22 protein-coding genes and 1 tRNA gene are annotated in these 20,807 nt (G+C 71.2%); 15 read left to right on the top strand and 8 right to left on the bottom strand.

What is annotated here, in order from left to right; genetic code table 11:
* Positions 1 to 51 precede the first annotated feature (51 nt).
* Complete coding sequence (locus HLA95_RS21015) at positions 52 to 1,119, bottom strand: PA0069 family radical SAM protein (RefSeq protein ID WP_222184398.1); 1,068 nt, start codon at positions 1,117 to 1,119, stop codon at positions 52 to 54.
* A 59-nt stretch (positions 1,120 to 1,178) separates the two neighbouring features.
* Complete coding sequence (locus HLA95_RS21020) at positions 1,179 to 1,619, bottom strand: MmcB family DNA repair protein (RefSeq protein ID WP_191060689.1); 441 nt, start codon at positions 1,617 to 1,619, stop codon at positions 1,179 to 1,181.
* Positions 1,620 to 1,942: 323 nt separating this feature from the next.
* Between HLA95_RS21020 and HLA95_RS21025 the strand changes: the two genes are divergently transcribed.
* From HLA95_RS21025 to HLA95_RS21035, 3 genes are all read left to right on the top strand, one after another.
* Positions 1,943 to 2,089 (top strand): hypothetical protein, encoded by a 147-nt coding sequence (locus HLA95_RS21025; RefSeq protein WP_222184400.1) that lies wholly within the window; start codon positions 1,943 to 1,945, stop codon positions 2,087 to 2,089.
* 292 nt (positions 2,090 to 2,381) lie between these two features.
* Entirely contained in the window at positions 2,382 to 2,684 is a 303-nt protein-coding gene (locus HLA95_RS21030) for a hypothetical protein (protein ID WP_191060687.1), read from the top strand.
* Complete coding sequence (locus tag HLA95_RS21035) at positions 2,654 to 3,343, top strand: LIM domain-containing protein (protein WP_191060686.1); 690 nt, start codon at positions 2,654 to 2,656, stop codon at positions 3,341 to 3,343. The genes HLA95_RS21030 and HLA95_RS21035 overlap by 31 nt, the downstream gene beginning before the upstream one ends.
* A gap of 73 nt (positions 3,344 to 3,416) precedes the next feature.
* On the opposite strand, the gene HLA95_RS21040 is transcribed toward HLA95_RS21035, so the two are convergent.
* Positions 3,417 to 3,491 (bottom strand) — tRNA-Val (locus HLA95_RS21040).
* 158 nt (positions 3,492 to 3,649) lie between these two features.
* Between HLA95_RS21040 and HLA95_RS21045 the strand changes: the two genes are divergently transcribed.
* The 3 genes from HLA95_RS21045 to HLA95_RS21055 all read left to right on the top strand — a co-directional run bounded on the left by HLA95_RS21045 (position 3,650) and on the right by HLA95_RS21055 (position 5,886).
* On the top strand, positions 3,650 to 4,495 hold the full coding sequence (locus HLA95_RS21045) for an N-formylglutamate amidohydrolase (protein WP_191060685.1): 846 nt from the start codon (positions 3,650 to 3,652) through the stop codon (positions 4,493 to 4,495).
* 82 nt (positions 4,496 to 4,577) lie between these two features.
* The gene (locus HLA95_RS21050; RefSeq protein ID WP_222184402.1) at positions 4,578 to 5,423 is read left to right on the top strand and encodes a transglycosylase SLT domain-containing protein; all 846 of its coding nucleotides are present in this window, start codon (positions 4,578 to 4,580) and stop codon (positions 5,421 to 5,423) included.
* A 37-nt stretch (positions 5,424 to 5,460) separates the two neighbouring features.
* Entirely contained in the window at positions 5,461 to 5,886 is a 426-nt protein-coding gene (locus HLA95_RS21055; protein WP_222184404.1) for a DUF1465 family protein, read from the top strand.
* A 29-nt stretch (positions 5,887 to 5,915) separates the two neighbouring features.
* Here HLA95_RS21055 and HLA95_RS21060 read toward each other — a convergent pair whose 3' ends face one another.
* On the bottom strand, positions 5,916 to 6,638 hold the full coding sequence (locus HLA95_RS21060; RefSeq protein WP_222184406.1) for a GNAT family N-acetyltransferase: 723 nt from the start codon (positions 6,636 to 6,638) through the stop codon (positions 5,916 to 5,918).
* Positions 6,635 to 7,492 (bottom strand): pyridoxal kinase PdxY, encoded by an 858-nt coding sequence (gene pdxY, locus HLA95_RS21065; protein WP_191060458.1) that lies wholly within the window; start codon positions 7,490 to 7,492, stop codon positions 6,635 to 6,637. The genes HLA95_RS21060 and pdxY overlap by 4 nt, the downstream gene beginning before the upstream one ends.
* A 174-nt stretch (positions 7,493 to 7,666) precedes the next feature.
* Between pdxY and pdxH the strand changes: the two genes are divergently transcribed.
* Together pdxH and HLA95_RS21075 are read left to right on the top strand one after the other, a co-directional pair.
* A complete protein-coding gene (gene pdxH / locus HLA95_RS21070) occupies positions 7,667 to 8,305 on the top strand; it encodes a pyridoxamine 5'-phosphate oxidase (protein ID WP_191060459.1) in 639 nt (212 codons plus the stop codon).
* Between the two features lie 151 nt (positions 8,306 to 8,456).
* Positions 8,457 to 9,191 carry an SDR family NAD(P)-dependent oxidoreductase gene (locus HLA95_RS21075; protein ID WP_191060460.1) on the top strand — a complete coding sequence of 245 codons (735 nt, stop codon included), beginning with the start codon at positions 8,457 to 8,459 and terminating at the stop codon, positions 9,189 to 9,191.
* Here the strand turns inward: HLA95_RS21075 and HLA95_RS21080 are convergent.
* Positions 9,185 to 9,415 (bottom strand): hypothetical protein, encoded by a 231-nt coding sequence (locus HLA95_RS21080; protein WP_191060461.1) that lies wholly within the window; start codon positions 9,413 to 9,415, stop codon positions 9,185 to 9,187. The two genes, HLA95_RS21075 and HLA95_RS21080, sit on opposite strands and share 7 nt — an antisense overlap.
* Positions 9,416 to 9,702: 287 nt before the next feature.
* On the opposite strand from HLA95_RS21080, the gene HLA95_RS21085 reads away from it, so the two are divergent.
* Entirely contained in the window at positions 9,703 to 10,560 is an 858-nt protein-coding gene (locus tag HLA95_RS21085; protein ID WP_191060462.1) for a GGDEF domain-containing protein, read from the top strand.
* On the opposite strand, the gene HLA95_RS21090 is transcribed toward HLA95_RS21085, so the two are convergent.
* Positions 10,545 to 11,555 (bottom strand): MBL fold metallo-hydrolase, encoded by a 1,011-nt coding sequence (locus tag HLA95_RS21090; RefSeq protein WP_223861587.1) that lies wholly within the window; start codon positions 11,553 to 11,555, stop codon positions 10,545 to 10,547. The genes HLA95_RS21085 and HLA95_RS21090 overlap by 16 nt on opposite strands.
* A gap of 108 nt (positions 11,556 to 11,663) precedes the next feature.
* On the opposite strand from HLA95_RS21090, the gene HLA95_RS21095 reads away from it, so the two are divergent.
* A complete protein-coding gene (locus HLA95_RS21095; RefSeq protein ID WP_222184408.1) occupies positions 11,664 to 12,413 on the top strand; it encodes a HugZ family pyridoxamine 5'-phosphate oxidase in 750 nt (249 codons plus the stop codon).
* Positions 12,414 to 12,422: 9 nt separating this feature from the next.
* Here HLA95_RS21095 and HLA95_RS21100 read toward each other — a convergent pair whose 3' ends face one another.
* Complete coding sequence (locus tag HLA95_RS21100) at positions 12,423 to 13,028, bottom strand: YjbE family putative metal transport protein (RefSeq protein ID WP_222184410.1); 606 nt, start codon at positions 13,026 to 13,028, stop codon at positions 12,423 to 12,425.
* A 115-nt stretch (positions 13,029 to 13,143) separates the two neighbouring features.
* On the opposite strand from HLA95_RS21100, the gene cobU reads away from it, so the two are divergent.
* From cobU to otnC, 5 genes are read left to right on the top strand one after another with little or no spacing between them, the layout of a single operon-like run.
* The gene (gene cobU / locus HLA95_RS21105; protein ID WP_222184411.1) at positions 13,144 to 13,671 is read left to right on the top strand and encodes a bifunctional adenosylcobinamide kinase/adenosylcobinamide-phosphate guanylyltransferase; all 528 of its coding nucleotides are present in this window, start codon (positions 13,144 to 13,146) and stop codon (positions 13,669 to 13,671) included.
* A 17-nt stretch (positions 13,672 to 13,688) separates the two neighbouring features.
* Positions 13,689 to 14,717, top strand: a complete 1,029-nt coding sequence (gene cobW / locus HLA95_RS21110) for a cobalamin biosynthesis protein CobW (protein WP_222184413.1) — start codon at positions 13,689 to 13,691, stop codon at positions 14,715 to 14,717.
* A 2-nt stretch (positions 14,718 to 14,719) separates the two neighbouring features.
* The gene (gene cobN / locus HLA95_RS21115) at positions 14,720 to 18,511 is read left to right on the top strand and encodes a cobaltochelatase subunit CobN (protein WP_222184415.1); all 3,792 of its coding nucleotides are present in this window, start codon (positions 14,720 to 14,722) and stop codon (positions 18,509 to 18,511) included.
* 36 nt (positions 18,512 to 18,547) lie between these two features.
* Positions 18,548 to 19,819: a 3-oxo-tetronate kinase gene (gene otnK, locus HLA95_RS21120; RefSeq protein ID WP_222184417.1), complete on the top strand. Its 1,272-nt coding sequence runs from the start codon at positions 18,548 to 18,550 to the stop codon at positions 19,817 to 19,819.
* Positions 19,816 to 20,457, top strand: coding sequence for a 3-oxo-tetronate 4-phosphate decarboxylase (gene otnC, locus HLA95_RS21125; RefSeq protein ID WP_191062475.1), 642 nt, complete (start codon positions 19,816 to 19,818; stop codon positions 20,455 to 20,457). Before otnK ends, otnC begins: the two co-directional genes overlap by 4 nt.
* Positions 20,458 to 20,807: the final 350 nt, after the last annotated feature.

Here is a 20,807-nt window from a genome sequence, read left to right on the forward strand (position 1 = left end):
CCAGATAGGCCTTCCGGGCCGCGGCGTCGAGAGTCCGGGCCGGCGCTCCGCTCAGAACAGGCTGAGCTGCCCGTCCGCTGCCGGCGGGCGGAACAGGTCGGTGCGCAGCGGCACGCGCCGGCGCTGGAGGCCGTGGCGCTGCCGGGCCAGCCGGAACCGGTCGGCGATCAGCTGGGCGAGCGGGCCCTCACCGCGCATCCGGCTGCCGAACTCCGGATCGTTCAGCCGGCCGCCCCGGGCCTGGCGGATCAGCGACAGGACCCGGCCCGCCCGGTCCGGCCGGTGCGTCTCCAGCCAGGCCTGGAACAGTTCCTTCACCTCATGCGGCAGCCGCACCAGCGTCCAGAACAGCAGGTCCGCCCCGGCCGCCGCCGCGGCTTTGGCAATCACCTCGATCTCCTGGTCGTTGAGCCCGGGGATCACCGGCGCCATGTTCACCCCGGCCGGCACGCCGGTGTCTGCCAGACGGCGCAGCGCGGCAAGCCGGACCGTCGGCGTCGGGCAGCGCGGCTCGAGCTGCCGGGCCAGTTCCCCGTCGAGCGTGGTCACCGAGATCTGCACCCGGACCAGGCCCTGGCCGGCCAGCGCCTCCAGCAGGTCGAGGTCGCGCACCACGCCCGCCGACTTGGTGACGATGCCCACCGGATGGCGCGCCTCCAGCAGCACTTCGAGGATCGAGCGGGTGATCCGCAGGCGCCGTTCCACCGGCTGGTAGGGGTCGGTGGCGGCACCGAGCGCGATCGGCCGGGCGACATAGCCAGGACGCGCCAGCTCCCGGCGCAGCAGGGCAGCGGCATCCTCCTTGGCGAAGATCCGCGTCTCGAAGTCCAGGCCCGAGGACAGGCCCAGGAAGGCATGCCAGGGCCGGGCATAGCAGTAGATGCAGCCATGCTCGCAGCCCCGATACGGGTTGATCGAGGCATCGAAGCCGATGTCGGGCGACTGGTTGTAGACGATCAGGGAACCTGCCCGGTCGAGCCGGACCTCGGTACGCGGCCCCGCCTCCGCCAGCAGTTCCGCCAGGGTGCCCCAGCCGTCATCCGCCAGGGCAGCGGCATGCCGCTCGAAGCGGCCCGGCGGGTTGAGCGTGGCACCGCGGCCTTTATGCACCTGTTGCATTTGCAGAACATAACAGGAACATCTAGCGCCGGCAACAGCGGCTACTCCTCGAGAGAGCGTCAGGCGAACGGCTCGACTGCCTCCACGCCCAGGCTGCGCAGGGCCGCCAGCCGGGCGAACCGCAACTGCAGGACCCGGCGGCGCGCCGCTGCCAGGGTGAATGGCTGGAGCGGCCGGATCTCCGCCGCATCATAGGCGTCCGCCACCAGCACGCCCGGTTCCGGCGGCAGGAGGTCCAGCGGAAAGCCGGCAGCGACCGCGAAGCCGAACCGGTCGCAGAAATCGGCATAAAACCGCCACTTGCGATCGGTCAGGTAGTCCGCGGCGCAGGACTTGACCTCGATGATGGTGATCCGGCCGTCCTGGCCCAGCGCCATGATGTCGGCGCGCCGCCCGTTGGGCAGCGGCACCTCCAGGATCGGCGCCATACCCGCCTGGACCAGATGGCGGACCACGCCGCGCGCCACCGCGCGGGTCACTTCCGGCCGGCTCGCCGGCATCTCCGGATATGGCTGATCGTCCCCATCCAGGGCGGGACAGGCTTTGGCGGCTGGCTGCGGCAACGATTTGTCAACTTCTATGAGCGATGTTCGTGCCTAGAGCCGATCCCTGGCCCAGGCAAGGGCGGCACCACACTCCGGCCCAGGACATCTGCCGTGCCCTCGTCTCCACCTGTGATTGTGCTGCCACAGCATCCCCGCAACCATGCCCCAATGTTCCTACTGTGTGACGGCGGTCACAGCCAAACCCGGCCGATCTTTGGCATCACTTCGGGCAGGACGGCTGTCCGGCCAGAGGTGCCGCCCGTCCTCGGAGTGTGGGAATGATCCCGTTGCCCGGTCGCATCTGCCTGCTGGTGCTAGCCATGGCCCTGACCTTCGGCCTGCTGCTGGACCGACCCCGCCCGCTGGCGGTGCAGCCGCCCAGCCACCTGCCGGCAATGATGGACCACCTCCCCCAGCGTCTCTAGGACGCCGGACGCGCTGGCGTGCGGGTGGTGCCGGGCAGCAGCCCGGGCCTGGACGCGGCGCAGACGCCCGGCATGAACCGGGCAAGCATGATCAGCCTGGCACAGGCAGAGGCGACGAAGCCTCGGCTCGGCACGGTGACGATCCACCCCAGGCGACGACCGATACGTACTACCGCGGCCAACCGGAAAGGGTGATTCAGTCCTGCGTGGCCGGTCCCGGATGTGCTGGAGCGAGCGGCTGGAGTTCACTACCGGAACACGCCCGGGCGATTTCATCCGCCTATGACCGTTCGTGCTGCACCAGGAGATCGGCACCAGCGACGTCGCGCTTCTGAAATGGGTGCTGGTGCGCGACGGCCATGAGACGGTGCTGGTCGAGCTGGGTATGCCCCTCGCCGGGCAGTCTCAAACTGCGGTCTGGCACGACCCGATCCGCAAGGAGCCGGGTGGCCGAGGCATCGGGCGCCCCTCCGTGATCGTCGACCAGCACGGGCGCCAGCGACGCCAGGGGCCGCCCGGCAGCCAGCTCGGCGCCGGACTGGCCGAACCCGAGGAGGGAGACCGTTGCTCCATCGACCTCGCCGCAACCGGGTGACCCCTTTCGGTACGATCGAGGCATCGCCACATCGCGGCCGCTGTCTCGGCAATCGCGGCGACCTGCACAGGGCGGACGGCACGCTCGGGCGGAGCTGGCGCGTCGCGCGCTGGATCACCTGCACCCTCCAGGGCAGGAACGGCTATCGCGTCACCTTCGACCGGCCCGGCTGCTACTATCCCCTGTTCTTCGCCGACGAGGCAGTGGCGCTGGCGGCCGGGCACCGTCCTTGTGCGCAATGCCGCCGCGACGACTTCCTGCGCTTTCGCGCCTGTTGGCGCCAGGCGCACGGCCTCCCGCCCGACCAGTTCGTTTCTGCCGACGAGATCGACCAGGCGCTGCACGCCGCCCGCATCGATCGCAACAGCCGCCAGATCACGCACACGGCACCGCTGGGCGACCTCCCGGACAGCACATTCGTCACCCTCGCCGACGCCCCGGAAGCGCCGTTCCTCCTCTGGGACGGCAGTCTCCACCCCTGGAGCCACGGGGGCTATGGAGCACCCCGTACGGCTCGCCCCGACGCGATGGCCCGGGTGCTGACACCCCTGCCCATCGTGACGACGCTGCGTGCAGGTTATCGGCCGCTGGTGGGCATCCTACCGGAAGGCGGAGCGGCACCCCTGCCCGAGCCGGTGGCACAGGCCATACCGTCCTGATCGGCGGGTCATCGCACGCATGCGGCACGAGACCGGCGGCCGGCCTGCGGCTTGTGTGAACGGGACTGGGAGGTGGTGGGCGCGACAGGGATCGAACCTGTGACCCCTACGATGTCAACGTAGTGCTCTACCGCTGAGCTACGCGCCCGTCCTGATCGGCGGTGGCGAGCGGATAGCGTTTGTCGGCGGCGCTGGCAAGTGCCGGATGCAGGAATCCGGGGGTTTCGGCTCCGGTCGGCCCCTGGTGGGCGTTGTGGCGCGGTGCTGGCCGTGGTTGCATCCGGGAGGGCTCCCCCGGATGCGGTGATGATCGACCCCTTCGCTCTTCTGCGGCCGGCCGGCCCCGGCCTGCCGGTCCTGCTCTCCTCGCCGCACAGCGGCCGCCATTATCCCGAGGAGGCGCGGCGCCGGCTGGGCGTGGCTCCGGCGACGCTCGCGGTCCTGAACGACGGCCCGGTCCACGAGTTGCTGGACAGGGCGGTGGCGGCCGGCGCCACCTTGCTGCGCGCCCGGTGGAACCGGACCTGGATCGACCTCAACCGCGATCCAGCGGAGTTCGACGAGGACGCGATCGACGGCCTGCCGATGGGTGTGCGGCCATGCCGGTCGCTGCGCGTGCAGGCCGGGCTCGGCCTGGTGCCGACGCGGCTGGGCGAGCGGCGCATCCACCTGCGCCAACTGCCTTTCACCGAGCTGGCCGAGCGGATCGCGCGGGTGCATCAGCCCTACCACGCGGCGCTGGAGCGGGAATGCGGGCGGCTGGCGGACGGTTTCGGCCAGATGCTGCTGCTGGATTGCCACACCATGCCAGGCCCGTGCGGCGGTGCCGCGGCCCTGCCGGACATCGTGCTGGGCGACCGGTACGGCCGGAGCTGTGCCGGTCCGCTGGTGGCCGCGGCGGAAGCCTCCCTGCGCGAAGCCGGGTTCACCGTGGCGCGCAACCGGCCGTTTGCGGGCGGCTGGATCACCAAGCGGCACGGCCAGCCGGAGCGGGGCGTGCATGCGCTGCAGATCGAGCTCTGCCGGCAGCGCTTCTTCACGGCCGACTGGCAGCAGACCGCCGCTGCCCCCGCACTGCGCCAGGCATTGGCGGCACTGGTCCGGGAGCTCGCTGCGATGCTGCCCCCGGCGAGGCCGCTCGCCGCGGAGTGAGCAGGCGGGGCTTCGGCTGGCGCGGTGCTTGCCGGATCGGGCTGGCCCAGCACTTGCAAGGCGAAGCGGCATGCCCAGGACCATGCCCCTCCTTCTCGCCCTTCTCACCCTGCTCCTGCCGTTCGCGGCCAGGTCCGGCCCGGCCGATCCAGCCGGGGACACGGCAAGAACTGCCGCGCTGTGCCTGGATGCGGCAAGTCGTGCCGAGCGGCTGGCGGACCTGCCGGAGGGGATCGTCACCGGGATCATGCTCGCCGAGACCGGGCGGTGGAGCAAGGCGCTGCGGCGCAGCTATCCCTGGCCCTGGACGGTCACCTCCGGCAGCGAGTCCTGGTATGCCGAGAGCCGCGCGGCCGCGATCGCCACGGTGCGCCGCCTGCAAGCGGAGGGCCAGCGCAACATCGATGTCGGCTGCATGCAGATCAACCTGTACTGGCATCCCGACGCGTTCCGGACGATCGAGGAGGCACTCGACCCGATCCGCAACGTGGCCTACGGCACCGCCTTTTTGGGCGAGCTCCATGCCGAGCGGGGCAGCTGGCGCTCGGCAGTGGCCGCCTATCACAGCCGCGATCCGGAGCGCGGCCGCACCTATCTGGCGCGCGTGGAGAAGCTGCAGGAGCAGTACCGCTCCTGGGGCGAGGCGGCGGTGGCCCGCGCCGATACCGCACCTGCGGGCATGAAGCTGTTCGGCCGGCTGGGGCCGACCCGCCCGCTGTTCGGTGCGGACGACACGCCAAGGCAGCTTGCAGTGGCTAAAGGCGGGCTGCCGGGCGCCGCCCTGGCCACCCCGGTCGGGGTGGCCAGGGCGGCGCCCGGCAGCCTGATCCAGCTCCGCCGCGACCTGAAGGGCGGCCGGGTCGTGCCGGCACGGTCCTTCCTGTTCCCCGGTACGACCTCGGCCCCGTTGCCGCCCGCGGAGCGTTGACCGGCCGCCGCCCCGGCGCCAGCGTGCCCGGCGACAAGTGTGGGACGCGCGGGGCAAGGGCATGGCGGGTGGCGAGGACGATCCGGGGCAGGATCCCTGCGAGCGGCTGGACCGGCTGCTCGGCGAGGCGATGGGCCTGGTCCAGGCCACCAAGCATTATCTGGAGCGGCGCCCGGCAGGTAGCGTGCCGGCCCTGGGCGAGCTCGGCCACTTATGCGAGCTCGACCGGGTGACCAGCCGGCTGGGCCTGGTGGTCGGCTGGCTCCTGCGGCGCAAGGCCGAGCTGGCCGGTGCCGGGCCGGCCGCGGCCGCCATCGAGGACGACCCGCACTGCCTGCAGCAGCCCCCGCTGGCGGATTTGCCGCCCGCCCTGAGCGCCCTGCTGGATGCCAGTGCCGTCCTGTATGGCCGGACCGTGCGGCTCGCCGAGGCCGGCGAGCGCCGCCAGGACATCGTGCACTGACTGGCGGCCCCTGGACGGGTGCTGCCCGCCTAAGGGACGAGCGGTTGCCGGGCCATCAGCGGCCGGCGCTGATGGCCGTCCTCGTCGAAATTCCCCGGATCCAGCCAGGCAGTGAAGGCGGCATCCAGTGCCGGCCATTCCTCCGCGAGGATCGAGTACCAGGCCGTGTCGCGATTGCGGCCCTTGATCACCAGATGCCGGTAGAAAATGCCCTCGTGGCGAAAGCCGAAGCGCAGGGCGGCCCGCCGCGAGGGCAGGTTCGCGGCATCGCACTTCCACTCGATCCGGCGGAACCCCAGCGTGATGGCGTTGCGGAGCAGGAGATGGATCGCCTCGGTGGCCGCCGTCCGGCGCCGCAGCTCGCTACCGAACCAGATATGGCCGATCTCGATCGAGCCCGCCGCCGGGTGGATGTTGAGATAGCTGGCCATGCCCAGCGCCCGCCCTTCCGGATCGCAGATCGCGAAGAACATGGGCTCGGCCGTGCCGGCCAGGGTCCGAAGCCAGGCCTGCATCGCGTCCCCGTCAGCAAAGGGGCCATAGGCCATGAAGCGCCAGCGCTCCGCCTGGTCCGGCCCGTGACCTGCCACGAACAGGGCCGGCCCATGCCGGCCAGGCTCCAGCGGCTCCAGGCGCACCGTCCGGCCGGCGAGTTCCGCCCGGGCCGGCGGCCGTGCCGGCGGCAGCGGCGCCACCGTGGCGGTCGAGAGCGGCCGCCGGCAGACCGGCTCGTAGGCATCGGCCTCGGTCATCGCACCCGTTCCACCTCGAACAGGCGCGGCGGGCGGGCATAGGCCTCCTGCGCCGCCACCAGCTCGATCTCGCTCGCACCCTGCTCGTGGGTCAGCCGCACCAGCTCGTACATGGCCGAGACCGAGCGCTGCAGGACCTGGGGAATGTCGTCGCTAGCCAGCCGGTTGCCCAGCACCAGCGCGGTGGTCGCATCGCCGGTGCCGCTCATGGTCAGCGGCAGCTTGGGCGTGCGCACCAGCCAGCTTCCCGCACCGGTGTCGGCGAGCACCGCGATCTCGTCGACAGCATCCGGCAGCTCCAGGCTGGTCACCACCACGAGGCCAGGGCCGCGCTGCCGCACCCGGGCAGTAGCGGCCAGCGCGTCCTCCAGGCTGTCGATCGGCTGATCCGCGAGAAAGGCCAGCTCGAATGCGTTCGGCGTGACGATGTCGGCCTGGGGCACTGCCTGGTCGCGGAAGAACTCGGGGATGCCGGGCCGGACGAAGAAGCCGCGGCCGACATCGCCCATCACCGGGTCGCACGCATAGAGGGCGCCGGGCCGCGCCGCCCGGATCCGGGCCACCGTTTCCAGCACCGCAGCGCCGAGCTGCGGGTCGCCCAGATAGCCGGACATCACCGCGCGCGTGCGGCCGAACGCGCCGCGCTCCTCCACGCCCTGCAGGATCTCGCGGATCTGCTCGACGCTGTTGGCGCTGCCCTTCCAGCTCCCGTAGCCGGTGTGGTTGCTGAACTGCACCGTGTTGACCGCCCAGACCTCATGGCCCAGCCGCTGCAGCGGGAATACCGCCGCGCAGTTGCCGACATGGCCATAGGCCACGTGCGACTGGATCGACAGGATGCCCTCGCGCGCCACGACCGCTTCTCCCGGATGCTCCGCTCGGGCGGGACGCTAGGTCCAGTCCGGGGCGCGCAAAAGGCCCAGTTTGCCCAGGCGCGGTCGATTCCCGGAAAGCCCCTCACGCTGCGACATGGACAAGTGCCGGCAGCCGCGCCACCTGGAAGGCGGCTGGGCAAGGGGAGCCGGACGATGAGATCACCGCAGGACATGCGGGTGGACTATGCGCGCGCGGAGCTGGACGAGGCGAATGCCGGCATGGACCCGCTGGCCCTGTTCGGCCGCTGGTTCCAGGAGGCCAGCGAGAGCGGCCTGGCCGAGCCGAACGCCATGGCGGTGGCGACCGTCGATGCCAGCGGCCAGCCCTCCTGCCGCATGGTGCTCCTCAAGCATTTCGGCGCGGACGGCTTCGACTTCTTCACCAACACCGAGAGCCGCAAGGGCCAGGAACTCGCCGGCAATCCCAAGGCGGCGCTCCTGTTCTGGTGGGACGTGCTGCATCGGCAGGTGCGCGTCGAGGGCCCGGTGAGCGCGGTGCCGGCCGCGGAAGCCGATACCTATTTCGCCAGCCGGCCGCTGGGCAGCCGGATCGGCGCCTGGGCGTCCCGGCAGTCCCATCCGGTAGCCGACCGGGCGCAGCTCGCCCGGCAGGAGGCGGAGGCCAGGGACCGGTTCGGCGACAACCCGCCCCGCCCGCCATTCTGGGGCGGCTATCGGGTACAGCCCGTGACGATCGAGTTCTGGCAGGGCCGCACCAGCCGGCTGCATGATCGGCTGTGCTACCGCCGCGTGGCGGGCAGTGGCTGGCAGCGCGAGCGCCTGAGCCCCTGAAGCCTCGATCGGGCAGGGCCACGCCCGGCTGGAGCGTGCCCCGTGGTATACGCCGGAGCGACCCGAGCGCGCGCCCCATGCGGGTGGTGCTTGCGCATGATGCGCCAAGCGGCCATCTCCTGGCCCGGGTCACTTCCACCGGAGCCGCGACGTGCAGGATCAGAAGGTCGTCTTCATCACCGGTGCGTCCCGTGGCATCGGCCATGCCACCGCCAAGTATTTCGTCAAGCAAGGCTGGCGCGCGGTGACCTGCTCGCGCGACGCGGTGCCCCCGCAATGCGGCCGGGGTGAGCGGCACATGCATATCTGTGCCGACCTGGCGGATCTGTCCAAGCTGCCCGAGGTGGTGGCGGAGCTCGAGGATCTGCTCGACGGCGGGCCGATCCACGCCCTGGTCAACAATGCGGGTTATTCGCCCAAAGGCGAGGACGGCCACCGCCTGGGTGCGCTGGAAAGCGACCTGGACGTGTTCCAGAAGGTGTTCGCGATCAACTTCTTCTCCTGCGCCTGGTTCGCGCGGGAGATGGCGCCCAAGCTCGCCGAGACCTCCGGTGCGATCGTCAACATCACCTCGATCGCCGGCAGCCGGGTCCACCCGTTCGCCGGTACCGCCTATGCGACCTCCAAGGCGGCGCTCACCGCGCTCACCCGCGAGCTGGCCGCCGACCTCGCCCATCTGCGCATCCGCGTGAACGCGGTCAGCCCCGGCGAGATCAACACCGCGATCCTGTCGCCCGGCACCGAGGCCCTGGTGGAGCGGATCCCGATGCGGCGGCTGGGCTCGCCGGAGGAGGTGGCCGCAGTGGTCCACTATCTGTGCAGCGACCAGGTCTCCTACATCACCGGGGCCGAGATCCCGGTGAATGGCGGCCAGGACGTCTACTGAAGCCCGGCCAGCCGCCGGTTGCGCGCCACCGCGCCCGTGCCTGCCAGGAGCAGGGCAGCCAGCACCAAGCCCAGCACGACCAGCAGGGGCTGATCCGGCAGGACGGCACCACTCGCCCGGAGCGGGCCAGGCATGCTGCCGAATGCCAGGAAGGCCGCGATGCCGCCGAGCAGGACCCCGGGCAGGCCCGCCGCGACAATCAACAGGATCACCAGACGACCCATCCGTGTCTCCCCCGAGACCCGGTTGCACCAGAGGTCCGGCCTTAACAGATTTCGACATGCGTTGGAACGTTTCCAACATGCTGCCCCTGCGCCCATCTGGTCGCAGGATCAAGGCGGCCTGTTCCCCTACACAGCGACCGGCACCGCGGGTTTCAGCGCAATTTTATCCAACTTTCCGAACAGTTTAGCACAGAATGATATTGTTGCCGGGGGTGCCCGGCCACGTTAACCGGGAAGGCGAACGGCGGCTCATCCCTCGCCTGCCGCGCCACCGGAGCGGGAAGCCCATGCAACGACGCGGCCCGGAACCGACGTTCCGTGTGCTGCTGGTGAGCGATCACCAGCAGGAGCCGGTGGAGGTCGGTCGGCTCCTGCGCCGCGCAGGCTTGGCGAGCGCCTGCCTCGAGCACACCGCCACCCTCGCCGACGCGGTCGGCCGGCTGGCCGACCAGGTGATCGGCGCGGTGCTGCTCGACCTGTGCACGGCCGATGCCGAGGGGCTGTGCGGCCTGGTCCGCCTCCAGTCCATCGCGCCCGGCCTGCCGATCCTGGCCTATGCCGGGCCGCACGACACGTCGCCGCTCGATCAGGCCCATGCCGTGACCTGCCTGCAGCGGGCAGCGCGCAAGCGCGAGCAGGACCGCCGCCTGGCCCATGTCGCCACCCATGACCGGCTGACCGGGCTGGCCAATCGCTGGCTGCTGGAGGAGCGGCTGAAGCGCGCGATCGCCCAGGCCCGGCGCAGCGGCCAGGCCGGCTGCGTCTATTTCTTCGACCTGGACGACTTCAAGGCGGTGAATGACCGGCTGGGCCACGAGGCGGGCGACCACTTGCTGCAATCGTTCGGCAATCGCCTGCTGCGCTCGCTGCGCGCCACGGACACGGTGGCGCGGCTGGGCGGCGACGAGTTCGTGGTGGTGATGGACCGGATCGGCGACCGCGCCAATGGCGAGCGGATCCGCACCCGGCTGCAGCGGCTCCTGGCCCTGCCGCACGCCATTCCCGGCCACGAGGTCGAGACGGGCGCGAGCATCGGCATGGCGCTGTTTCCCGACGAGGGCACCGACCTGGACACGCTGCTGCGCGTGTCCGACCGGGCGATGTACCGCGACAAGCGGCGCCTCGCCGTTCAACTCGGCTCGTAGCGATCCACCCCGTCGGGATCGGCGACCCGCCGCACCTGACCGTCCGCCACCAGCCGATTCAGGTGCGCCAGGGTCTCGCCCAGGGCAAAGCCCAGCTGGTGAATGTCCAGTGCCCGTGGGAACAGGAGGGCCGTCGCCTCCCAGGCGCTGGGCCGCTGCCGGCAGGCAGCGAGCGTCGCCTCCAGCCGCTCCGCGTGATGGGCCTTGAGCTGCGCGATCCGCTCGTGCAGGCCGATGAAGGGCAGCTTGTGCGAGGGCAGCACCAGGGTCTCAGGATCGAGCCCGGCATAGAGGTCCAGCGAGCGGAGGAAGCCGCCCAGCGGATCGGCCGCCGGCTCGGACGGCCAGACCGCGACGTTCGGCGAGATCCGCGGCAGGATCTGGTCGGCGGCGATCAGCAGGCGTCGCTCGCCGGCATGGAGCGTCACCTGTTCCGGGCTGTGCCCCGTCCCGACGATCACCTCGAACCGGCTGCCGCCCAGCCGGATCGCCTGGCCGGCCTGGAGCCGCGTGAAGCGGTAGGGCAGAGGGTCGACGCCGCGCCGGTAGTAATTGCCGCGCTCGGCGCGCCGGGTCCGCAATTCCTCCGGTACGCCGCAGGCCTGGTCGAACCGGCGGCCGCTCTCGACGAACTCCTGGCTGGTGTCCGCCGCCAGCATCCGGGCCGTCAGCCACTCGGTCCGGCTCATCAACAATTCCGCCCCGGTCTGCGCCACCAGGGAGCCGACATTGCCAGCATGGTCGGGGTGGAAATGGGTCGCCAGCACGCGGCGCACCGGCCGGCCCGCCAGGAACCCGGCGGTCAGGCGCTGCCACACGGCCTTGGTCGCCGCGTCGCCCAGGCCGGTGTCCACCAGCGTCCAGCCATCGCCGTCGTCGACGATCCACAGGTTCACATGGTCCAGCGCGAAGGGCAGCTTCAGGCGCAGCCAGAAGATCCCTTCCGCGACCAGGGCCGGCTCACCGGCCTCGGGCACCGCCATCGGAAAACGCAACGACCTCTCTCCCCCCCGAGCTGCACCGTCCCTCGTCCGGCCGGGGCAGTTCCGCTATCTGCAGATGAACCACCATCCGCGCCATGCCCGAGCAGCAGGACCCAGGCCATGACCAGCAGCGCCGACACCCCAGCCGCACCGGCCGACCTCGTCCGCCGGCTGATGCGCGAGCGGCCCACCGTGGCGCTGGGCACCATGCTGCCGGACGGCGCGCCCTATGTCTCGCTCGCCCTGGTCGCCCTGGCGCATGACGCGAGCCCGCTCCTGCTGCTCTCGCGCCTGGCCGAGCACACCCGCAACCTCGACGCCGACCCGCGCATCTCGCTCCTGTTCGATGGCACGGCGGGCCTGGCCTCGCCGCTCACCGGGCCGCGCGCGAGCGTCCAGGGGATCGCCGCCCGCAGCGACGACGAACTGCTCGCCCAGCGCTTCGTCCAGCGTCATCCGGACGCCGCGACCTATGCGGGCTTTGCGGATTTCGGCCTGTTCCGCGTGACGGTGCAGCGTGCCCATCTGGTGGCGGGCTTCGGCCGGATCCACTGGGTGGAAGCGGCCGACCTGCTGCTCGACACTGTACCCCACCAGGCCCTGGCCGCCGCCGAAGCCGGCATCCTGCGCCACATGAACGGGGACCATGCCGATGCGGTGGACCTCTATGCGGCAGCACTCGGCGGCAGCGGCACCGGCTGGGCGCTCACCGGGGTGGACCCGGAAGGGGCGGACCTGCACCGGGGCGGCCAGGTGCTGCGCCTCCCCTTCCCCCGCCTCGTCAGCGATGCCGGCAGCGCCCGGGAGGCGCTGGTCGACGCGGTCCGCCGGGCGCGCGACGGCATCCTCACGGCGCATCCGGGCGGCTGAGCCGCCGGATCAGAGCAGTGCCAGCAGCTCGTGCCCGCCTTCCCAGGTCATCTTGAGCGCCACGAACAGGATGATCAGCAGGCCGACCCAGGCCAGCCAGCGGTGCCGCTCCATCCAGCGTGCGATGAAGTTGGCCGCCACGCCCATGAGCGCGATCGACAGGACCAGGCCGAAGATCAGGGCCGGCAGATGATCCTTCGCCACGCCGGCCACCGCCAGCACGTTGTCCAGCGACATCGACACGTCGGCCACGGCGATCTGGAACGCAGCGGCGCCGAAGGTCTTGCGCGCGACCGGCACGTCGCCGGGATCGACCCGGTCGGCATGAGGTCCCTCGCGGAGCTCCCGGTACATCTTGTAGGAGACCCAGAGCAGCAGCAGGCCGCCGGCGAGCAGCAGGCCCACGATCTGCAGGAGCTGCACGGCGACCAGGGCAAAGGCCACCCGGAAGACCAGGGCCAGCACCACGCCCAGCATGATCGCCCGGCGCTTCTGCACCGCCGGCAGGCCCGAAGCGAGCTGCCCGACCACCACCGCATTGTCGCCGGCAAGCGCGATGTCGATCAGGACGATCGTGAAGAACACGTAGAATTCGGCGAGAAGGCTCTCTGGCATGGGCGCTCCGTGGCTGACGCGCGGCGATTAGCAGATCCAGCCGGCGGAGCCAGTTGAAAACCGCTCACCGGTCGCTCTTGACCGGCAAGGTGCGGGCGCGGCAGATCGCCCGATCATGACCGCCCGTTCACCTGCCAGCCTCACCCTCGTCCTGGGCGGCGCCCGCTCGGGCAAGAGCCGCTATGCCGAGGCACTCTGCCTGGAGGCTGGTGGCGAACCCATCTATCTGGCGACCTCGGAGCCGCTCGATGCCGAAATGGCGGCGCGGGTGGCCCGGCACCGGGCGGAGCGCGACCGGCGCTGGCGCACGGTCGAGGAGCCGCTCATGCTGGCCGAGCGGCTGGCGGAGCTGGCCGCACCCGGGCGCATCGTGCTGGTGGAATGCCTGACCTTGTGGCTCACCAACCTCATGGTGGCTGAGCGCGACGTGGCCAAGGCGTCGGCCGGGCTGGTGCGGCTGCTGCCGGGGCTGGCCGGACCGGTCGTCATGGTGTCCAACGAGGTCGGCCAGGGGATCGTGCCGGCGAATGCCATGGCGCGTGAATTCGTGGATCATGCCGGCCGGCTGCACCAGGCGATCGCCCGGGCAGCGGACCGGGTGGTGCTGCTGGTGGCCGGGCTGCCGGTCACGGTGAAGGGTTGAGGTTCGAAGGGCGACGCATGAGCAAGATCCAGGCGACGGTGATCACGGGCTTTCTCGGCAGCGGCAAGACCACGCTGATCCGCCACCTGCTCGCCAACGCCGCCGGCCGCCGCCTGGCATTGGTGATCAACGAGTTCGGCGAGCTGGGCGTGGACCGGGAGGTCCTGCTGGGCTGCGGCGACGTCACCTGCCGCGAGGAGGACGTGGTCGAGCTCGCCAATGGCTGCATCTGCTGCACAGTCGCCGACGACTTCCTGCCGACCATGGAGAAGCTGCTGGCGCTGGACCCGGCCCCCGACCACATCGTGATCGAGACCTCCGGGCTGGCCCTGCCCAAGCCGCTGGTCAAGGCCTTCGCCTGGCCGGGCATCCGCGACCGGGTGACGGTGGATGGCGTGGTCACCGTGGTGGATGCCGCCGCGGTGGCGAGCGGCCTGTTCGCGCCCGATCCGGCTGCGGTCATCCGCCAGCAGGCGGCCGACCCGAACCTCGACCACGAGACGCCGCTGGAAGAGCTGTTCGAGGAGCAGGTCGGCTGTGCTGACCTCGTGGTGCTGAACAAGGCCGACCTGGTGGCCGAGGCCGACTGGCCGGCGGTGGACGGCACGGTGGCGCAGGACCTGCGCCCGCAGGCGCGCACGGTGCGCGCCGTGTCGAGCCGCCTGCCGATCGAGCTGGTGCTGGGGATCGGTGCCGCCGCCGAGGCGGACCTGGCCAGCCGCCCGTCGCATCATGACGGGGCGGAGCACGACCATGACGATTTCGAGAGCTTCGCCGTGGCCCTGCCGCCGATCACCGATCCGGAGCGGACCACGGCCGAGCTCGGCCGGATCGCCGACCGGTTCGGCGTGCTGCGCCTGAAGGGCTTTCTCGAGGTCGCGGGCAAGCCGATGCGCCTGTTGATCCAGGGCGTGGGCGGCCGGGTGACCCACGCCTATGACCGGGCTTGGCGGGCGGACGAGTCGCGCATTTGCCAACTGGTGGTGATCGGCGAGAAGGGCCTGGACCAGGCGGCCATCACGACGGCGATCCGCGCCGCCGCCTGACCATGCACCTCCTGCCGGCCGACGCGGCGGCCAGCCTGAACGAGGACGTGCCGGTCGATCTCGACCAGGCACCGGCCGAGCTGGTGATCGCCTCGTTCGCCGACACCGAGCTCGCCTGCCTGGCAGCAGCACGCGACCGGCTGGCCGCCACGGCACCGGATGGCGGCCTGCCCGAGCTGCGCCTGACGCCGTTGCGCCTGCTGCGCCACCCGATGTCGGTCGATCTCTGGGTCGAGCGGACCCTGGCCCATGCCCGGCTGGTGGTGCTGCGCCTGATCGGCGGCCGGTCCTACTGGTCCTATGGCCTGGAGCAGGTGGTGGCCGCCTGCCGGGCGCGCGGCGTGGCGCTGGCGGTCCTGCCGGGCGACGACCGTCCGGACCCGTCGCTCGACGGCTGGTCGACCCTGCCGCGCGCGACCTGCGACCTGCTCTGGCAGTGCCTGGCCGAGGGCGGCGTCGAGAACGCCACCCGCTTCCTGACCAATGCCGCCGACATCCTGGCCGGCAGGCCGCCCGCCGGGCGAGCCACACCTCTGCCCCGGATCGGCCTGTATCGCGCCGGCCGCACCTTCACCGCACCGGACGCCGCCTGGGCTGACGCCGATCCACCGGTCCACGCCGTGGTCCTGTTCTACCGGGCGATGCCGCTCGCCGGCGACCTCCAGCCGGTCGACCGGCTGATCGAGGCGCTGGCCGGCCACGGCATCGGCGCGGTCGGCCTGTTCGTGTCCAGCCTGAAGAACCCGGCCGAGGCGGCGCTCGCTCGCGAATGGTGCCAGACGCTGCGCCCGGGCATCCTGCTCGCTGCCACCGGCTTTGCCACCGCGAGTGCCGAGACCGGCTGGACCACCCCCTTCGACGCGCTGGACGTCCCGGTCATCCAGCTCGTGTTGGCTGGCTGTGGCGAACCCGCCTGGCAGGACAGCCCGCGCGGCCTGCCGCCGGTCGACCTCGCCATGCAGGTGGCCCTGCCCGAGCTGGACGGCCGGCTGCACGGCCCGGTGATCGCGTTCAAGGACGGTGGCAGCCGGCATGAGTCCAGCCAGTGCCGGATCATCCGCTGGCAGGCCTTCGCCCCCGGCATCGCCCGCGCCGCGGCCCAGGCCGCCGCCTGGCTGCGGCTGCGCCACACCGCACCCCGCGAGCGACGGGTGGCCCTGGTGCTGGCCAACTATCCGGTCCGGGACGGGCGGCTGGCCAACGGCGTCGGCTTGGATACGCCTGCCTCCGCGACCGCAATCCTGAAGGAGCTGGAGCAGGTTGGATACAATATCCAATCTGTTCCGCACGACGGGAACGCGCTGATTCGGGCGCTCCAGGCGGGCGTGACCAATGTGCCACCGCCCAGGGACGTTCCCGCCGACGCCGAGGAACCTGCCGGAGCCACGCGCCAGGTGCGGGTTCGGGTCCCGCTGGAGCACTACCGGGACTGGTTCGCCCGGCTGCCGGTCGAGCTGCAGCGCGCGGTGACGGAGCGCTGGGGTGCCGCGGAGGCCGACCCGTTCTGTCGGGACGACGCCCTGCTGCTTCCGGTCCTGCCGCTGGGCCAGGTCGTGGTCGCCCTCCAACCGGCGCGCGGCTACGAGATCGACCCGGCCACGAGCTGGCACGACCCGGCCCTGGTGCCGCCGCACCGCTATCTCGCCTTCTATCTGTGGCTGCGCCATGGCTTCGCCGCCCATGCCGTGGTCCAGGTCGGCAAGCACGGCAACCTGGAATGGCTGCCGGGCAAGGCCACCGGCCTGTCGGATGCCTGTTATCCGGCGGCCCTGCTCGGGCCCGTGCCGCTGGTCTACCCGTTCATCGTCAACGACCCGGGCGAAGGCAGCCAGGCCAAGCGGCGCACGGGCGCCGTGATCATCGATCACCTGACCCCGCCGCTGGTCCGCGCCGGCCTGCACGGCGACCTGCAGGCGCTGGAGAACCTGCTGGACGAGTATGCGGAGGCCCGCGACCTCGACCCGAAGCGGGCGGCCCTGGTGGCGCGCGCGATCGTCGAGGAAGCGGCGCGGCTGCGTCTCGACCGTGATCTCGCCGCAGGTGGCGGCCAGCCGGACGATACCGTGGTCGCGCTGGATGCCTGGCTGTGCGAGTTGAAGGAACTGCAGATCCGCGACGGGCTGCACGTCCTGGGCCAGAGCCCTATCGGCCGGCAGCGGGCCGAGCTGCTGGCGAGCCTCGCCCGGCTGCCGCGCGGCAGCCGCCCGGGCGATGCCTCGCTGACCCGAGCACTGGCGGCCGATCTGGGTCTCGCCGGCTTCGATCCGCTCGCAGTGGACGGGCTGGCCGCCCTCTGGTCCGGCCCGCGCCCTGCCGAGCTGGCCGAGCTCCTGCCGGCGCCCTGGCGCACCGCCGGCGATACGGTCGAGCGGCTGGAGGCCCTGGCGCTGGCCCTGCTGGCCGACGAACGCCCAATACCACCGGCCTGGACTGCCACGGCCGCGGTGCTGGCCACGTTCGAGACCGAGATCGCCCCGGCGTTGGACCGCTCGGGACCCGCGGAGCTGGAGGCACTCCTGGCGGCACTGGACGGGCGCTTCGTCCGCCCAGGCCCGTCTGGTGCTCCTAGCCGCGGCCGCCCGGACGTCCTGCCGACCGGGCGCAACTTCTTCTCGGTCGACTGCCGCGCCCTGCCCACGCCCGCCGCCTGGCGCCTGGGGTGGGCCTCCGCAAACGCTGTCCTGCAGCACTATGCCGAGCGCCATGGCGACTGGCCGAAAGCGCTGGTCCTGTCCGCCTGGGGCACGGCCAACATGCGCACCGGCGGCGACGACATCGCCCAGGCCCTGGCCCTGCTGGGCTGCCGGCCGGTCTGGGACGGCGCCGGCGGCCGGGTCACCGGCGTGGAGGTGATCCCGCTGGACCAGCTCGGCCGGCCCCGGGTGGACGTGACCTTCCGCGTCTCCGGCTTCTTCCGCGACGCCTTCCCCCAGCAGATCGAGCTGATCGACCAGGCGGCCCGGCTGGTGGCGGGCCTGGACGAGCCGCCCGACCAGAACCCATTGGCGGCGCATGTCGTGACCGAGGCAGCGCGCCTGGTCGTGACCGGCGAGCCGCCGGAGCGGGCCCGCCTGCGCGCCAGCGCCCGGGTGTTCGGCAGCCGGCCCGGTGCCTATGGCGCCGGGCTCCAGGCGCTGATCGACGAGCGCCACTGGCAGGACGATGGCGACCTCGCCGCCGCCTATCTGGCCTGGGGTGCCTATGCCTATGGCAGCGGCCGCGAGGGCCTGGCCGATGGCGACCAGCTGCGCCGCCGGCTGGAGCGGAGCCAGCTCGTGCTGCACAACCAGGACAATCGGGAGCACGACCTGCTCGACAGCGACGACTACTACCAGTTCGAGGGCGGCGTGATCGCGGCGATCCGGCACTTCAGCGGCCGGCAGCCGGAAGCCTTCCATGTCGACCACAGCCGGCCGGAGGCGCCGCGGCCCAGCCGTCTGGCCGAGGAGATCGGCCGGATCGTGCGCGGCCGGGCGGCGAACCCGCGCTGGATCCAGGGCGCCATGCGCCACGGCTACAAGGGCGCGTTCGAGATGGTCGCGACCGTCGACTATCTGTTCGCCTTCGCGGCCACCGCGCGCGTGGTCGAGGACCATCATTTCGACCAGCTGTTCGACGCCTATCTAGAGGACCCGGCGGTGCTGGGGTTCCTCCAACGCGCCAACCCCGAGGGTTTGCGCGAGATGGCTGCGCGGTTTGCCGAGGCGATCGACCGTGGCTTGTGGCATCCTGCGCGCAACAGCGTGGCGATGCAGCTGGCCGATCTGCTCGCCCTGCCGGCATCCAGCGGCTAGTTCTTGCGAAACGAACCCGACGGAGGCGCTGAACCCATGCTGCTCGGCTGTATCGCCGATGATTCCACCGGTGCCACCGACCTCGCCGCCGTACTGGTCCAGGAAGGCATGCGCACGGTCCAGACGATCGGCGTGCCCGCACCCGGCACCGATCCCGGCGAGGTCGATGCGCTGGTGGTGGCGCTGAAATCCCGCTCGATCCCGGCGGCCGAGGCGGTGCGCCAGTCGCTGGATGCGCTGCGCTACCTGCAGGAGCGGGGCACCCGGCAGATCCTGTTCAAGTACTGCTCGACCTTCGACTCCACGCCGGAAGGCAATATCGGCCCGGTGGCGGAAGCGCTCATGGAGGCACTCGGTACGGAGCAGACGATCGTCTGCCCGGCCTACCCCACCCTGCAGCGCTCGATCTTCCGCGGCCACCTGTTCGTGGGCGACCGGCTGCTCAACGAGAGCGGCATGGAGAAGCACCCGCTCAACCCGATGACCGATGCCGATCTGGTCCGGGTGATGGCAGCACAGAGCCGGCGCAAGGTCGGGCTCGTCCGCTACGACACCGTGCACCAGGGTGCCGACGCCGTGCGCCGGCGCATGGCCGAGCTGGCGGCCGACGGCATCGCCCATCTGGTCACCGACGTCACCGACGATGCCGACCTGCGCATCCTGGGCGAGGCCGCGGCGGAACTGAAGCTGGTCACCGGCGGCTCCGGCATCGCGCTGGGCCTGCCGGAGAATTTCCGCAGGAAGGGCCTGCTCGGCCGCCACGAGGCAGGCGCCCTGCCGGAAGTGCACGGGCTGGAGGCGGTGCTGGCCGGCAGCTGCTCCGTCGCGACTCGCGGCCAGGTCGCGGACTTCAAAAGCAAGCGCCCGGCCTTCCGGCTCGACCCGCAGACCCTGGCGGACGGCGACGCGCAGATCGACGCGGCCCTGGCCTTCGCCGCCGAGCACATGCCGAGCGGCCCGGTCCTGCTCTACGCCACGGCCGAGCCCGCCGAGGTGGCAGCCGCCCAGGCCGTGCTCGGGCGCGAGCGTGCCGGCGAACTGGTCGAGCGGGCCATGGGCCTGGTGGCGAAGGGCTTGGCCGAGCGCGGCGTGCGCCGTTTCGTGGTCGCAGGGGGCGAGACCAGCGGCGCGGTGATGGCAGCGCTTCAAGTCTCCGCGCTGCGGATCGGCGAGAAGATCGACCCGGGCGTGCCCGCCACCGTGTCGATCGGCACGGAGCCTCTGGCGCTGGCGCTCAAGTCCGGCAATTTCGGCACCCCGGACTTCCTGACCAAGGCGTTCGGCGCCATGCCGGGGAATCGGCCGTGAGCACCGAAGCGAAGCTGCGCGAGCAGATCTGCACGATCGGCCGCTCGATCTTCGACCGCGGCCTGACCTCGGGCTCCACCGGCAACATCAGCGCCCGCCTGGATGACGGCACCTGGCTGATGACGCCGACCAACGCCTCGCTGGGCCGCCTCGACCCCGCCCGCATCAGCAAGCTGGACGCGACCGGCCGCCTCCTTTCCGGTGACCCGCCGTCCAAGGAGATCCCGCTCCACTCCGCCATGTATGACGAGCGTGTTTCGGCCGGCGCCATCGTCCACCTCCACTCGACCCACTCGGTCGCCGTCTCGATGCTGCCCGAGGTCGACCTCGACAACGTCCTGCCGCCGCTCACCGCCTATTACTGCATGCGCTGCGGCCGGGTCCCCCTCCTGCCCTACTTCATCCCAGGCGATCCGGCCCTCGGCGACGCGATCCGCGGCGTGGCCGGCAAGGCCAGCACCGTGCTCCTCGCCAACCATGGCCCGGTCGTCGCCGGCAAGGACCTGGAGGCCGCCACCAACGCGGTCGAGGAGCTGGAAGAGACCGCCAAGCTCTACCTGATGCTCCGCAACCTGAACCCGCGCCTGCTGACACCGGAGCAGGTCGCGGAAATCGTGAAGAAGTATCCGATCAAGTAACTATACCACGAACACGTGGCGCAGTATTTACGTGAAGAGGATCGTTAAATGTCCACCTGGATTGAGCCAACACCTCATACCGACTCTTCGGCACGCCCCAGCACCTTTAGACATGTTGAAAATGCGACAGTTCTAGCAGTGAACGGTGCGCGTTACAGAGACTGTCCCCCTATCAACGGCGTTTTTGAGCTTGCAGATGAGCCAGCAAAGGCAATTGGGATTTATAGAGGAAAACTATGCGCTCTGGTCTGTTGCCTTTGGCACGGGAGCAGGCCTGACTGACTGTCGGCAAAGTCACTGGGATGGCCAGTTCGCAGGTTAATCAGGCATGTCGTCGCTGGAGGGCGCCA

It is taken from the genome of Geminicoccus harenae (assembly GCF_019800005.1).
GTDB classification, from domain to species: Bacteria; Pseudomonadota; Alphaproteobacteria; order Geminicoccales; family Geminicoccaceae; genus Geminicoccus; species Geminicoccus harenae.